At 27.9% G+C, this 15,726-nt stretch carries 12 protein-coding genes and 1 riboswitch; all 12 genes read left to right on the top strand.

Annotated elements, in window-relative coordinates:
• Positions 1-499: 499 nt before the first annotated feature.
• Positions 500-775 carry a bacteriocin gene (locus BUA77_RS05915; RefSeq protein WP_072888258.1) on the top strand — a complete coding sequence of 92 codons (276 nt, stop codon included), beginning with the start codon at positions 500-502 and terminating at the stop codon, positions 773-775.
• A 282-nt stretch (positions 776-1,057) separates the two neighbouring features.
• Positions 1,058-1,660, top strand: a complete 603-nt coding sequence (locus tag BUA77_RS05920) for a DUF881 domain-containing protein (RefSeq protein WP_072888259.1) — start codon at positions 1,058-1,060, stop codon at positions 1,658-1,660.
• A gap of 449 nt (positions 1,661-2,109) precedes the next feature.
• Entirely contained in the window at positions 2,110-3,192 is a 1,083-nt protein-coding gene (locus BUA77_RS05925; protein ID WP_072888261.1) for a hypothetical protein, read from the top strand.
• Positions 3,193-3,305: 113 nt separating this feature from the next.
• Positions 3,306-3,407: riboswitch (purine riboswitch) on the top strand.
• A 74-nt stretch (positions 3,408-3,481) separates the two neighbouring features.
• Positions 3,482-4,831, top strand: coding sequence for an NCS2 family permease (locus BUA77_RS05930; protein WP_084605550.1), 1,350 nt, complete (start codon positions 3,482-3,484; stop codon positions 4,829-4,831).
• Between the two features lie 109 nt (positions 4,832-4,940).
• Positions 4,941-5,420, top strand: a complete 480-nt coding sequence (purE, locus tag BUA77_RS05935; RefSeq protein ID WP_072888263.1) for a 5-(carboxyamino)imidazole ribonucleotide mutase — start codon at positions 4,941-4,943, stop codon at positions 5,418-5,420.
• Between the two features lie 13 nt (positions 5,421-5,433).
• On the top strand, positions 5,434-6,129 hold the full coding sequence (purC, locus tag BUA77_RS05940; protein WP_072888265.1) for a phosphoribosylaminoimidazolesuccinocarboxamide synthase: 696 nt from the start codon (positions 5,434-5,436) through the stop codon (positions 6,127-6,129).
• A 5-nt stretch (positions 6,130-6,134) separates the two neighbouring features.
• Positions 6,135-7,490: an amidophosphoribosyltransferase gene (purF, locus tag BUA77_RS05945; protein ID WP_072888267.1), complete on the top strand. Its 1,356-nt coding sequence runs from the start codon at positions 6,135-6,137 to the stop codon at positions 7,488-7,490.
• A 7-nt stretch (positions 7,491-7,497) separates the two neighbouring features.
• On the top strand, positions 7,498-8,520 hold the full coding sequence (gene purM, locus BUA77_RS05950) for a phosphoribosylformylglycinamidine cyclo-ligase (RefSeq protein ID WP_072888314.1): 1,023 nt from the start codon (positions 7,498-7,500) through the stop codon (positions 8,518-8,520).
• Positions 8,514-9,107, top strand: coding sequence for a phosphoribosylglycinamide formyltransferase (purN, locus tag BUA77_RS05955; protein WP_072888269.1), 594 nt, complete (start codon positions 8,514-8,516; stop codon positions 9,105-9,107). The genes purM and purN overlap by 7 nt, the downstream gene beginning before the upstream one ends.
• The gene (gene purH / locus BUA77_RS05960) at positions 9,100-10,632 is read left to right on the top strand and encodes a bifunctional phosphoribosylaminoimidazolecarboxamide formyltransferase/IMP cyclohydrolase (RefSeq protein WP_072888271.1); all 1,533 of its coding nucleotides are present in this window, start codon (positions 9,100-9,102) and stop codon (positions 10,630-10,632) included. Before purN ends, purH begins: the two co-directional genes overlap by 8 nt.
• 45 nt (positions 10,633-10,677) lie before the next feature.
• Complete coding sequence (purD, locus tag BUA77_RS14175) at positions 10,678-11,928, top strand: phosphoribosylamine--glycine ligase (protein WP_072888273.1); 1,251 nt, start codon at positions 10,678-10,680, stop codon at positions 11,926-11,928.
• A gap of 32 nt (positions 11,929-11,960) precedes the next feature.
• Complete coding sequence (locus BUA77_RS05970; protein WP_072888275.1) at positions 11,961-15,719, top strand: phosphoribosylformylglycinamidine synthase; 3,759 nt, start codon at positions 11,961-11,963, stop codon at positions 15,717-15,719.
• Positions 15,720-15,726: the final 7 nt, after the last annotated feature.

Raw genomic sequence — 15,726 nt, forward strand, 5'->3', positions numbered from 1 at the left:
AAAGTAGCCATGGCAAATGCCATGGCTACTTTAATATCATTTTTTAATCTATAGAAATTATAAATTTTTTAAACTGCTGATAACTTTGGTAACTGAATAAAAGTATCAACTATTTTGAGCAACGGAGTCCGTTAGGACTCGTTGGCGACATGAAATTTTAAAAAAGTCTACATTGTAAAACCTTTAGAATAAAGACTTTTTTACAGGGAAATTAAATACATATTCGGTTTATTTAAATAATTGTTTTCTAAAATTTCCTATTTTATGTATTCAGAGTTGTGATTTTATATATTATAAAAACAAAAAGTCAATAAAGATATCACGAATTGTCAATATAGAGTTATGAATTGCTAAAATATATACTTTTTGCAATTCGTGACGTTATATTAACAATTCATGACATATATGTTGATTTTATGAATTAAATTTGTTTTAATAATCTTGTCACGACAATAATAGTATTGATTAAAATAACAAATATAACGAGGAGGAATTATATATGAAACAATTAAGCACACAAGAATTAATGAATATAAATGGAGGGACTAAATATGCTAGCCTAAGATATCTAGAGCTTACTGGACGTTCTGGAGATACTTTCTTTTATAGAGTTGCCCTTAATGATCCGGATAGTTATTTAAATGTTAGAGATGAGCCATCAAAAAATGGTAAGATTATTGGAAAACTTTATGATGGAGACAAAGTGGCTTCTACGTTTAATGGTCGTCATGATGATGTAAAAGGATGGACTAATATAGAATATATGTATAGATAGGCTACACTAAATAGGACAAAAATTACAGATGAACATTATATTCCTATATATAGATTTAAAATATTAATATCTAAATTATGTAAATGTCAAATCAAAATATATTTTAGCAACAACTTTTTTGTTAAAATATATTTTGATTGTAATTTTGAGGATATTTTTAATGATATCATTTATATAATCTTACAATATCATTAAAAATATTCTCAAAATTAATGATATTTACTATGTAAAGGTGGAATTTGCATAATGTTGGAAATGGATTTTAAAGGGAGATGATTTACAATGTCACCATTTAAGAAAAAGTTAATGAAACATATGGTTATAATAGGAATAATTTTAGTACTAGTAGGATTTATAAAAGTAAAAGGGCTTATAGCATTTGAGAAAGATAGAGAGACTACAAATAATATTCAAATACTTACAGGGCAAACAGATATTGAAGGTGAGGGAATTTCTATAACAGTTGAAGATAAAAATCCATACGATGTATACGGTATAGTTTATGACAAAGACCTAATAACAATTGTAAATATACTACAATCTGCTGGAGCAGAAGTTATTTCAATAAATGATGAAAGAGTACTTTCAACAAATAAAATAAAAGTAGATAAAACTAGGATTAAAATCAATAAAAATCAAAAATTAAATAAAACAAAGATTAAAATCAATGATAATGAATATAATAGTCCTTTTCTCATCAAAGCAATTGGAAATTCTAAAAAACTAAATGATATATTAAATTCAGAACCAGCTTCTGCTGAATTAAAAGAGTTTAATTATATGAAAAAAGCCTTGGAAATTAGAATAGAAAAAAAAGATAAGTTAATTATACCTAGATATAAAGGAAATATCTCTTTTAAATATGCTAAGCCTATTAAAATGTAATTAATATAAAAGGGTATTATCAAAGTTATCATTAGGAGTAAATATAATAAAAATAGTAATTTGTAATACAATGAATTTATTTAAAAAAATATATTTAGAATAAGGTTGTTGGAAAACTTCATGATGGAGATGAAGTGAAGGTACTATGCTCAGCAGCACATCCTCACCGTCCTATTTATGTAAATGGATTTTTTAGTATAAAATATTAGATAAACAATATTAATATTTAACTATAATAAGATTTAAATAAATATTAATGAAATAGATCTACAGTAAATAACCGTAATTTTTTAAAAATTTTTAACTATATTTAAAATTACGGTTATTTATTATATATAGTTATAGATTTTGAATGTGTTAAGATTATAAAAAATTATTAGAAAATAGGGGAATATGAAAACGGTTAGTATGACTTTGGTAACAGAAAGTAAATAAAAGGAGGCTGAACTATGAACTTTATGAAAATAAAAAAAGGATTATCATTAATATTAATTTCAGGAATATTAATGATAACAGGTTGTCAAAGTAAGTCTACGATGAATAAAAGTGAAATATCAACAAATAAAAATACAAATCAAAATGTTGAAGCTAATCAAAGTATAAACAAGGAACAGGCAAAAGAAATAGCTATTAAGGCATTTGAAAAATACTTTAATAAAAAAATAAATGTAAAGAATTTATTTGAAGAAGTAGAGTTGGAAAAAAATGAAGCTAAAGATAATCAGCCAAAAATAAGTAATTGGCATGTTTGTTGGTCAACATTTAATATAACTAAATTAAAAGATTTAGATGAGCAAATGAAAATTTGGGAAAAAGCTAATAATGATGATGAAAAGAAGATAGGTAAAAAAATAGATAAATTGAATAATGAGTATAAAAAGGCTTTAACTTATTGGGCTATAATTGATGAAAAAAGTGGAAAAATATTAAATATAGGAATGAGAGATGGAAGAAGAAATAGTAAATTATCTAATGAAGAATTAGAAAAAACAGAAACCAAACTAAAAGAAAAAACAATTGCATTAAATGAATTAGAAAAATTTGAAGGTAAAAAAATAGATATTACAAAATTAAATGAAGAAATAAATGTCAAGGGTAATGAATTTGAATTCGTATGGAGTAATGATGTAGATTGGACTAATAATACAAAAGAACGAAAAGTAATAGAATATTATGTAACAATAAACAAGGAAACTGGTGAAATACAAGAAATAGGAAATGGAAATGAGATACTAAAAAACTCTGCTAAGCAACCAACTTATCCAAACTATAGTACAGAAGAAGGTAAAAAAATAGCTTTTGATTTTATTAAAAAACACAAATATGTAGCTAATATGAATGATATGAAATTTTTAAGATATATGAATGCAGATCCAGAAATAGCTTTATTTGAGGTAGATTTTACTTATGGGAAAGATGAAAAAACTGAAAATACAAAAGTTATACGTGTATATATAGATAAAAGTAACAATGATGTAGTTGGTATGTCGAGACGTTTTGAAACAACTAATACAAACGAAAATAACAAGTGATATATATAATAAAATTCGATATTAAACGAATTATATTGCTTAATGCAGAAAATAAAATACGAGAAATTATTGACTTTTTGTGAACGATAAATTAAAATGAACATGTAAAGTTAATAAATAACCGAACGTTTTCTTATATAATCCTTAGAATACGGCTAAGGAGTTTCTACAGGAAAACCGTAAATTTTCCTACTATAAGAAAAGCTCTGTACTTTGTAAATAATAACTAGTTAGAGGCTTTTCTTATAGTGCCTTTAACTAGTTTTTTTATTTAAAAGGAGGGTTTTAAATGGAATTAGCATCAAAAAAAATCGAATCTAATCCACAGCCTAAAAATGTGTTAGATAAGATTTTTAAGCTTTCAGAAAATGGAACTACTGTAAAAAGAGAAATAGTAGCAGGAATTACTACTTTTATGACCATGGCATATATACTAGTTGTAAATCCACTAATACTAGGCGATGCTGGCATGGATAAAGGTGCTGTTTTTATGGCTACAGCTCTTGCAGCAGTTATAGCAACTTTTATTATGGCATTTTTAGCAAACTATCCATTTGTATTAGCACCTGGTATGGGACTTAATGCTTTCTTTACTTATGGGGTAGTTTTGGGAATGGGATATTCATGGCAATTTGCTTTAACAGCAGTATTAATAGAAGGTATCATATTTATATTATTAACATTTTTAAATATTCGTGAAAAAATAATAAATGCAATTCCTCAAACTTTAAAAAATGCAGTTAGTGCAGGAATAGGACTTTTTATAGCCTTTATAGGACTTGTAAATGTTAAACTTATTGAACAAGGTGGAGCGATAATAACACTTGGTAATCTTAAAAGCCCATTAGTATTACTTACACTGTTTGGTTTAATATTAACATCTGTATTACTTGCAAAAAGAGTCAAAGGGGCTTTTCTTATAGGAATGCTTATAACATCAGCAATTGGAATGGTTATAGGAATTGTAGCTACTCCAAATAAATTAATAGATGCACCACCATCACTTTCACCTATATTTATGGCATTTAAACACGTTCCAAAATCTCAAATATTTAGTATGGATATGGTAGTTGTTGTATTTACATTTTTATTCGTTGATTTATTTGATACTATAGGTTGCTTAGTAGGTCTTGCAAGTAAAGCTGATATGCTTGATGAAGAAGGAAAGCTTCCAAAAGCAAAACAAGCTTTATTTGCAGATGCAATAGGAACTACAGCTGGTGCTATGCTTGGAACTTCAACTGTTACAACTTTTGTAGAAAGTGCATCAGGTATAGCAGAAGGAGGAAGAACAGGTCTTACAGCTTTTACAGCAGGAGTATTATTCTTAGTATCTACTTTATTTGCTCCTTTATTTACAGCAATACCTGCTGAAGCTACAGCTCCAGTATTAATACTTGTAGGAGTTATGATGGCATCTTCACTTCTTAAGATAGACTTTAATGATTTCACAGAAGCAATTCCAGCATTTTTAACAGTTATAATGATGCCTCTTGCTTACAGTATAGCAGAAGGATTAGTATTTGGAATAGTTTCTTATTCGGCAATTAAGCTTTTAACTGGAAGAGGAAAAAATGTTCAGCCTACACTATATGTACTGTCTATATTGTTCATAGTTAAGTATGCTTTTGCAGGTTAAATTAAATAAAGCCCTAAATTATAGATATTACTTTGTCTATATAGGGCTATTTTTATACCCTTTTTTCAGAATTTAATACTAAATAACTATAAAAATAGGAGGTAACAAGATGAAAGTAGCAGTTATAATGGGATCTAAATCAGATTATCCAAAATTAGAGGAAGGAATAAAAATTTTAAAGGAATTTGGTATAGCTGTTGAAGCTAGAGTATTATCAGCACACAGAACACCTAGTGAATTAATGAGTTTCATGGATGAAATTCAAAATAGTGTTGATGTAATAATAGCAGCAGCAGGAAAAGCAGCACATCTTCCAGGAGTTGTAGCATCTCATACATTAATACCTGTAATAGGACTTCCGATAAAATCTTCTACACTTGATGGACTAGATTCACTGCTTTCTATTGTTCAAATGCCAAAGGGAATTCCTGTTGCAACAGTTACTATAGATTCTTCTTTAAATGCAGCGCTTCTTGCAACTCAAATAATGAGTTTAAAATATGAAAATTTAAAAATAAAGCTTGATAACTACAGAAGAGAAATGGCTAAAAAAGTTTTACATGATGATGAGAGTATAAGTAATTTATAAGGGGGAGATTAAAATGGAAATGCTTTATGAGGGAAAGGCTAAGAAAATATTTAAAACAGATAATGAAAATGAATATATGGTTTATTTTAAGGATGACGCTACTGCTTTTAATGGTATTAAAAAGGATGAGATAAATCAAAAGGGTATTATAAATAATAAAATATCTTCTCGTGTATTTGAACTTCTTGAAAGTAAAGGAGTTAAAACTCACTATATAAAAAATATATCAGATAGAGAAATGCTTGTTAAAGTTGTAGATATAGTTCCTCTTGAGGTTATAGTTAGAAATATTTCAGCAGGCTCTATGTGTAAAAGATTAGGTATTGATGAGGGAATAGAATTTGAAAAGCCTGTATTTGAGTTTTCTTATAAAAATGATGAACTAGGAGATCCTCTTATTAATGATGACCATGCCATGGCTTTAAAGCTTGCTACTAAAGAAGAAATAGATTATATAAAAAATCAAGCATATAAAATAAATGAAATATTAAAGGAATTTTTCAAAAAACTTGATTTAAAATTAGTAGATTTTAAATTAGAATTTGGAAAAACACCAAGTGGAGAAATAATACTTGCTGATGAAGTATCTCCTGATACTTGTAGACTTTGGGATATTAATACTAATGAAAAATTAGATAAAGATAGATTTAGAAGAGATTTAGGAAATGTTATAGAGGGGTACAAAGAGGTTCTAAATAGAATGGAGTGATAGTAGTGTGCGGAATTATAGGGATTTGTTCTAATAAAGATATATCTAAAGATTTATATTATGGACTTTACTCACTTCAGCATAGAGGACAAGAAAGCTGTGGTATATCAGTTTTAAACGATGATAAAATAGATTATCACAGGGGGATGGGTCTTGTATCTGATGTTTTAAAAAAAGAGGAGCTTGAAAAATTAAGTGGAAATATAGGAATAGGACATGTTAGATATTCAACAGCTGGAGGAAGTCATATATCTAATTGTCAACCTTTAGTTGGGGTTTGTAGAGGAAGAAAATTATCTCTTGCTCATAATGGAAATTTAGTAAACAATGGATATCTAAGACAAACTTTAGAAGAAGAAGGATTTATGTTTCAAACATCTATAGATTCAGAGGTTATACTATATATACTTGCTAGATATTATAAAGGCGATATAGTTGAGAGTATAAAAATTACCATGGATCATATAAAAGGAGCATACTCTTTAGTAGTGTTAAGTGAAGAAGGACTTGTTGCTGTTAGAGATCCTCATGGATTTAGACCTCTTGTTTTAGGAAAAAGAGGAGATGAATATATAGTTTCATCAGAAAGTTGTTCCATAGATATATTAGGAGGAGAAATTATAAGGGATATAGAACCAGGGGAAATAGTATTGATAAAGGATGGAAAGTTAAAATCTTATAATTATAGAAATAACTATAAAGAAGTAAAGAAAACATGCATATTTGAACATATATATTTTGCGAGAAATGATGCAGTTATAGACAATATAAATGCTTATGAGTTTAGAGTGAAATCTGGGGAGATACTTGCAAGAGAAGATAATATAGATGTAGATATTGTAGTTCCTGTTCCTGATTCGGGGATTCCTGGAGCATTGGGATATTCTAAAGAGAGTAAAGTTTTGCTTAAAGAAGGTTTAGTTAAAAATAGATACGTAGGAAGAACATTTATAAAGCCTACTCAAAATGAAAGAGAAATAGGAGTTAAATTAAAATTAAATCCATTAACTTCTGTAGTAAAAGGAAAATCTATAGTATTAATAGATGACTCTATAGTTAGAGGAACTACTTCAAGAAGACTTATAGAGTCTTTAAAAAAAGCTGGAGCAAAAGAAGTGCATCTTAGAATAACTTCTCCACCAGTAAAGTATTCTTGTTATTTTGGAATAGATACCCCAAGAAGAAGTCAATTAATAGCATCGCAAAATTCAGTAGAAGATATAAGAAAAGAAATTGGAGCTACTTCTCTAAAATTTCTACCAATAGAAGGACTTCTTGAAGCAGCTGATTTTAAAAATATATTTTGTATGGCATGCTTTGATGGAAAATATCCAATAAAGCTTATGGATAAGGAGGATTAAGATGGGCATTATTACTTATAAAGAAAGTGGAGTAGATATAGATGAAGGGAATAAAGCGGTAAATCTTATAAAAGAAAAGGTAAAATCTACTTACAACAAAAATGTAATAGGGGATTTGGGAAGTTTTAGCGGACTTTACAGCTTAAAAGATTTTTTAAATATGAAAGAACCTGTTCTTTTATCTTCTACAGATGGAGTTGGAACTAAGCTTAAAATTGCTCAAATTATGGATATACATGATACTGTAGGAATAGATTTAGTTGCTATGTGTGTAAATGATTTAATATGCCAAGGAGCAAAGCCGTTATTCTTCTTAGATTATATAGCAACAGGAAAGCTTAAATCAGGAAAAATAAATGATATAGTTTCAGGGATAGTAAAGGGATGTAAGCAATCAGGTACTGCATTAATAGGTGGAGAAACAGCAGAAATGCCTGGAATGTATAATGATGATGAATATGATTTAGCAGGATTTTCTGTTGGAGTATGTGATAAGGAAAAAATAATAACAGGAAATACTGTAAAAGAGGGGGATATTTTAATAGGAATTTCATCAAGTGGAGTCCACAGCAATGGATACTCTCTTATTAGAAAAATATTTTTAGATACATTAAAGTGGGATTTAAATAAATATGTTGATGAATTTGGAAAAACTTTAGGAGAAATACTTCTTACTCCTACCAAAATATATGTAAATATAGTTATGGAATTATTATCTAAATACAATATAAAATCTATATCTCATATAACTGGTGGAGGAGTAATAGAAAATATTCCAAGAGTTATACCTAAGAATTTAGGAATAAAAATAAATAAAAATTCTTGGGAAGAACTTGATATATTTAAAGTTATAAAAAGTTTAAATTTAGTTGAAACAAATGAATTATATAGAAGCTTTAATATGGGAATAGGACTTGTTTTGGTAGTAGATAAAGAAGAAGTTGATGAAATACTTAAATTTATAAATGCAAAAGAAAAAGCTTATGTAGTAGGAGAGGTAACTAATAATAAAGGGGTTATATTATGTTAAATATAGCTGTTTTAATATCAGGTTCAGGTACTAACCTTCAAACAATAATAGATGGATGTAAAAATAATGAAATAAACGGGAAGATAAAAATTGTTATATCAAATAATAAAGAAGCTTACGGACTTACTAGAGCAAAAAATAATAATATAAAAGCTGTTTATGAAAAAGATGAAACTAAAATAATAGAACTACTTAAAAAAGAAAATATAGATTTAATAGTTTTAGCAGGATATTTAAAAATAGTAACTAAAAATTTTGTTAATGAATTTAAAAATAAAATAATAAATATACACCCATCTTTAATTCCTTCCTTTTGTGGAAAGGGATATTATGGAGAAATTGTTCACCAAAAAGTATTAGAATACGGAGTTAAAATAACAGGAGCTACTGTTCATTTTGTTGATGAAGGGGCAGATACAGGACCTGTTATAATTCAAAAAAGTGTTATTGTAAAAGATAATGATACGCTAGAAACTCTTAAAAAAAGAGTGCTTCACGTAGAACATGAAATATTAAAAGAAGCTGTGAAACTTTTTTGTGATAAAAAACTTAAATTAAAGGGAAGGAGAGTATTTATAAATGAGTAAAAGAGCATTAATAAGTGTTACTAATAAAGAAGGAATAGTTGATTTTGCTAAGAAACTTTTAAATCTTGGATATGAAATAGTGTCAACTGGAAATACTTATAAAATATTAAATAAAGCTAATATAAATGCTTTAAAAATAGATGAAGTTACAAATTTTCCTGAAATATTAGATGGAAGAGTGAAAACACTTAATCCATACATACATGGGGGAATACTGTTTAAAAGAGATAAAGAAGAGCATATAAATGCTATAAATGAACACAATATAAAATCAATAGATATGGTTGTTGTAAATTTATATGACTTTGAAGGTTCATTAAAACAAAATAAAAATCATGAAGAAATGATAGAAAATATAGATATTGGAGGCCCTACACTTATTAGAGCTGCATCTAAAAACTATAAAGATGTAATAGTAGTTGTTGACCCGAGTGATTATAATTATATAATAGAAAAATTAAAAAATAACTCTCTTTCTATTGAAGATAAATCAAATCTTGCCTTTAAAGCATTTTCTATGACTGCTCGTTATGACTCTTTAATTTCTAATTATTTTGCCAATATTTTAGGAGAAAAATACCCAAAATATTTAAACCTGACATTTGAAAAGGAATCTGAGCTTAGATATGGAGAAAATCCACATCAAAGAGCTTGTTTTTATAAAGAAAGCTTTTCTCAAAATAGTATTTTAGATTTTGAAAAATTAAATGGAAAAGAATTATCTTTTAATAATATAAATGACCTTTATGGATGCCTTGATATATTAAAGGAATTTAAAGATGAAGATAAAGTAGCATCTGTTGCAATAAAGCATACAAATCCATGTGGTGTAGCTACAGGTGAAAATGCATATGAAGCATTTAAAAAGTGTTATGAAGCAGATTCTGTATCTATATTTGGAGGAATTGTTGGGATAAATTCTACTATTGATGAACAAACAGCAAATATTTTAAATAGTATATTCTTAGAAATAGTTGTAGCATATGATTATACTCCTAAAGCTCTTGAAATACTTAAACAAAAGAAAAATCTTAGAATTTTAAAAATAAAGGATTTAAATACAAGTAATAGAGGATATGATTTTAAGTATTTGGACGGAAAGCTTTTAGCTCAAGATGAAAATGAAAAGTTATATGATAAATTTGAAGTAGTAACTAAAACTAAACCGAGTAAAAGTGAAATAGAAGATATGAAATTTGGAATGAAAATAGTAAAACATATGAAATCAAATGGGATTGCTATAGTAAAAGATGGAAAAACTATGGCTTTAGGGCCAGGTCAAACAAGTAGAATATTCTCTCTTGAAAATGCACTTTACAACAATAAAGATAAAGATTTTAATGGAGCAGTTTTAGCTTCAGATGCATTTTTTCCATTTGATGATTGTGTAAGACTAGCTTCAAAGTATGGTATAAAAGCTATAGTTCAGCCAGGGGGATCTTTAAAGGATGAAGATTCTATAAAAGCATGTGATGAATTAGGTATATCAATGACTTTTACTGGAATTAGACATTTTAAACATTAAAACATTATTTTATAACAATAACTATAATCAATCAGGAGTGATTTTATGAAGGTTTTGGTTGTTGGAAGCGGAGGAAGAGAGCATACTATAGTTTGGAAACTAAGAAAAGAAGAAAAAGTAGATAAAATATATTGTGCTCCAGGTAATGCAGGTATTTCAAAACTTGCAGACATCGTTGATATAAAAGATAACGATATAGAGGGACTTTTAAATTTTGCTAAAAAAGAAAATATAGATTTAACGATAGTAGGACCAGAAGTACCTTTGGTTTTAGGAATAGTAGATGAATTTGAAAAAAAGGGACTTAAAATATTTGGACCTAATAAAGAATGCTCACAACTTGAAGGAAGTAAAGTATTTTCTAAAAATTTCATGATAAGACACAATATACCTACAGCTAAATATAAAGAATATACAGATATTAATGAAGCCAAAAAGAATATTGGTATGTATGGATATCCTGTAGTAATAAAAGCTGATGGACTTGCTGCAGGAAAAGGAGTAATAATAGCACAAAATGAAAATGAAGCAGTAAGTGCTTTAGAAGAAATTATGGAAAATAAAAAATTTGGAGATTCTGGAAATAAAGTTGTAGTAGAAGAATTTTTAGAAGGAATAGAAACATCTATACTTGCATTTGTTGATGGAGAAACTATAGTTCCTATGGTTAGTGCCAAAGATCATAAAAAGGTATTTGATAATGAAAAAGGACCAAATACTGGAGGAATGGGTACATTCTCACCAAGTAATATATATGATGAAAAATTAGAAAAAGAAATAAGAGAAAAAGTATTAAAACCGATACTAGAAGGATTAAAAAAAGATAAATTAGAATATAAAGGTGTTTTATTCATAGGTCTTATGATAACAAATGATGGAGCTAAAGTTTTAGAGTTTAATGTAAGATTTGGAGACCCTGAAACACAAGTTGTTTTAACTAGACTTGAAACAGATTTAGTAGATATAATAGATAGTATTTTAAATAAAAGGCTATCTGATATAGATATAAAATGGAGTGAAGGTAAGACTGTATGTGTAATTTTAACTTCAGGTGGATATCCAGATAATTATGAAAAAGGAAAAGTAATAAAAATAGGAGATTTAGATGAAGATATATTATTATTTCACAGTGGAACAAGACTAGAAGGAAATAATATATTAACAAATGGTGGAAGAGTTATAGGAGTTACGGCTAAAGGAAAAACATTAGAAGAAGCTACTAAGAAAGTTTATGAAAATATAGATAAAATTTATTTTGATAAAGTTCATTATAGAAAAGATATAGGAATTAGATAGTTTAAAAAACTATATTAAGTAGGTGAATTTATATGGCTAATATAAAAAGAATATTTGTTGAGAAAAAATATGGATTTGATGTTGAAGCTCAACATTTATATAAAGATATTAAAAATAATTTAAGAATAGATGGGTTGAATGGAATTAGAATATTAAATCGTTATGATATAGAAGGTATTTCTGATGATGCTTATTATAAAGCAGCAGTTACTATATTTTCTGAGCCTAATATAGATAATATTTATCATGAAGAAATTGAAATAAATAAAAATGAAAAAGTATTTGCTATAGAATATTTACCAGGACAGTATGACCAAAGGGGAGATTGGGCAGGTCAGTGTGTAGAGATATTAACTGGGGGAAAAAGACCTATAGTAAATACTGCAAAAGTTATAATTTTAAATGGAAATATTTCAGATGAAGATTTTGATAAAATAAAAAAATACTGTATAAACCCTGTAGATTCTAGAGAAGCAAGTATAAAAAAGCCTAAAACCTTAGAAATAGAAACTGAAATTCCAACAGAAGTTGAAGTTTTAGATGGATTTATAGACTTAGATGATGATGGTATAAAATCATTTATAGAAAAAATAGGTCTTGCCATGGCATTTGAAGATTTAAAATTCATTAGAGAATATTTTAAAAACACAGAAAAAAGAAATCCTACTATAACAGAAATAAAAGTTTTAGACACATATTGGTCAGATCACTGTCGACACACTACTTTTTTAACTGAAATTGAAAATATAGAAATAGAAGATGGAATATATTCAAATATAATAAAAAATGCTTATGAAGAATATTTATCATCTAGAAAGTATGTGTATGAAGATGAAAATAAAGGTATTTGCTTAATGGATATTGCAGTAATTGCAATGAAAGAGCTTAGAAAAAAAGGAATGCTTGATGACTTAGAAGTATCAGAAGAAATAAATGCTTGCAGTATAGAAGTAGATGTTGACGTTAATGGGAAAAAAGAAAAATATCTTGTAATGTTCAAAAATGAAACTCATAACCACCCTACAGAAATAGAGCCTTTTGGTGGAGCTGCAACTTGTCTTGGTGGAGCTATAAGAGATCCACTATCAGGAAGAAGTTATGTATATCAAGCTATGCGTGTAACTGGAAGTTCTGATCCTAGAACTAAAATAGAAGATACAATATCAGGAAAACTTCCTCAAATAAAAATAACTACAGAAGCAGCTCACGGATACAGTTCTTACGGAAACCAAATAGGACTAGCTACTGGTCATGTTGCTGAAGTATATGATGAAGATTTTGTAGCAAAAAGAATGGAAATAGGTGCTGTAATTGCAGCTACTCCAAAAGAAAATGTAATAAGAAAAACACCTTCTAAAGGAGACTGTATTATATTAGTTGGAGGAAGAACTGGTAGAGATGGATGTGGAGGAGCTACAGGTTCTTCTAAAGAGCATAGTGAAGAGTCTATACTTACATGTTCTGCTGAAGTTCAAAAAGGAAATGCTCCAACAGAAAGAAAAATACAAAGATTATTTAGAAATAAAAATGTAAGCACAATGATTAAAAAATGTAATGATTTTGGTGCAGGAGGAGTATGTGTTGCAATAGGAGAGCTTGCTAGGGGACTTGACATAAACTTAGATTTAGTTCCTAAAAAATATGAAGGTCTTGATGGAACAGAACTTGCAATATCTGAATCTCAAGAACGTATGGCTGTAGTTGTATCAAAAGAAGATGTAGATAAATTTATAAAAAATGCAAATGAAGAAAATCTTGAAGCTACACATGTAGCTACAGTTACAGATCATAATAGAATGAGAATGTACTTTAGAGACAAATTAATAGTAGATATAAGTAGAGAATTTATAGATACTAATGGAGTTAAGCAAAAAACTAATGTTTTAGTTAAATCGCCAGAAGAAGAAAAAAACTATTTTAAAAATTTAAATGATAATGAGAATTTAAAGGATAAATGGATAGAAAATATACAAGATTTAAATATATGCTCTCAAAGAGGATTAGTAGAAAGATTTGATAGCTCTATAGGAGCAGGAACTGTACTTATGCCTTTTGGAGGAAAATATCAATCTACTCCTACTGAAGGTATGGTAGCTAAAATACCTGTTTTAAATGGAGATACATCAACAGGAACTATAATGACTTATGGATATAATCCTAAAATAGGAAAATGGAGTCCGTTTCATGGCGCAATGTATGCTGTAGTAGAGTCTGTGTGTAAAGTAGTAGCTATGGGGGGAAATTATAAAACTATAAGACTTACTCTTCAAGAATACTTTGAAAAGCTGGGAGATAATAAAGAAAAATGGGGCAAACCATTGAGTGCTCTACTTGGAGCTTTTTATGTTCAAAAACAACTCAATATACCTGCTATAGGTGGAAAAGATAGTATGTCAGGTACTTTTAAAGATATAGATGTTCCACCAACACTAGTATCATTTGCTGTAGATACTGTGGATGTAAATCATGTGATATCCCCAGAATTTAAAAATATAAATTCTAAAGTAGTATATTTATCCACAAAAAAATATGAAGATGAAGTTATAGATTTTGATGAATTAAAGAAAAATCTAGAAAAAGTAACTAGTCTTATAAAAAACAAAAAAGTAATATCAGTGCATACTGTAAAAAGTGGAGGCATATGTGAAGCAATAAGTAAAATGAGTTTTGGTAATAAAATAGGATTTAAATTTGAAGATATAAAAGAAAATGAATTATTTTCACCTGATTATGGAAGTTTCATATTAGAAATTAATGAAAATGTAGATGTTGATAAAGAATTTGAAGGATATAATTATAAAGTTTTAGGAAATACTCAAGAAAAACCATTTATAAATGTAAATGGAATTGAATTAGAACTAGATGAAATTCATAATAAATGGTGCGAGCCACTTGAAAGTGTATTTTCAACCAAGACAGAGCCTGTTGATAAAAAAATTGGAAATGTATATTATAAATCTCATAAAATATTAAAATCTAAACTAAATATAGGAAAACCAAGAGTTATTATCCCAGTATTTCCAGGCACTAATTGTGAATATGATTTAACAAAAGCTTTTGAGAAATCAGGAGCTATTGTTAATACAAGTATATTTAAGAATTTAACTCAAAATGATATAAAAGAAAGTATAGATAATTTAGTTAAAGAAATAAATTCATCTCAAATAATAATGCTTCCTGGAGGATTTAGTGCGGGAGATGAGCCAGATGGTTCTGGTAAATTTATAGCAACTATATTTAGAAATCCAAAAGTTAAAGAAGCTGTAATGAAATTTTTAAATAATAAAGATGGATTAATTCTTGGAATATGTAATGGATTTCAAGCTTTAATAAAATTAGGTCTTCTTCCTTATGGTGAAATTAAAGATACAAATGAAGATGACCCAACTCTTACTTATAACAAGATAGGGAGACATCAATCTAGAATTGTAAGAACTAAAATTACATCTAATTTATCGCCATGGCTGAGTAATGTAAATGTAGGAGATGTTCATTCAATAGCCATATCCCATGGAGAAGGAAGATTTGTATGTAGTGAAGATTTAATTAAGAAATTAATTGAAAATGGTCAAGTAGCAACTCAATATGTAGATTTTGATAATAATGCTACTTATGATATAGACTTTAATCCGAATGGTTCATTCTATGCAGTAGAAGGAATAACTAGTCTAGATGGAAGAATATTTGGGAAAATGGGACATTCTGAAAGAATAGGATCTAATGTATTTAAAAACATAGAAGGATTTAAAGAACAAAAAATATTTGAATCAGGAGTAAATTATTTTAAATAATAACAAA

It is taken from the genome of Tepidibacter formicigenes DSM 15518 (assembly GCF_900142235.1).
In the GTDB taxonomy this organism is placed as follows: Bacteria; Bacillota; Clostridia; order Peptostreptococcales; family Peptostreptococcaceae; genus Tepidibacter; species Tepidibacter formicigenes.

Bases quoted from the DNA above. Each gene is read 5' to 3' on its own strand.
- BUA77_RS05915 (WP_072888258.1), top strand. From the start codon at position 500: ATGAAACAATTAAGCACACAAGAATTAATGAATATAAATGGAGGGACT.
- BUA77_RS05920 (WP_072888259.1), top strand. From the start codon at position 1,058: ATGTCACCATTTAAGAAAAAGTTAATGAAACATATGGTTATAATAGGA.
- BUA77_RS05925 (WP_072888261.1), top strand. From the start codon at position 2,110: ATGAACTTTATGAAAATAAAAAAAGGATTATCATTAATATTAATTTCA.
- BUA77_RS05930 (WP_084605550.1), top strand. From the start codon at position 3,482: ATGGAATTAGCATCAAAAAAAATCGAATCTAATCCACAGCCTAAAAAT.
- purE (WP_072888263.1), top strand. From the start codon at position 4,941: ATGAAAGTAGCAGTTATAATGGGATCTAAATCAGATTATCCAAAATTA.
- purC (WP_072888265.1), top strand. From the start codon at position 5,434: ATGGAAATGCTTTATGAGGGAAAGGCTAAGAAAATATTTAAAACAGAT.
- purN (WP_072888269.1), top strand. From the start codon at position 8,514: ATGTTAAATATAGCTGTTTTAATATCAGGTTCAGGTACTAACCTTCAA.
- purH (WP_072888271.1), top strand. From the start codon at position 9,100: ATGAGTAAAAGAGCATTAATAAGTGTTACTAATAAAGAAGGAATAGTT.
- purD (WP_072888273.1), top strand. From the start codon at position 10,678: ATGAAGGTTTTGGTTGTTGGAAGCGGAGGAAGAGAGCATACTATAGTT.
- BUA77_RS05970 (WP_072888275.1), top strand. From the start codon at position 11,961: ATGGCTAATATAAAAAGAATATTTGTTGAGAAAAAATATGGATTTGAT.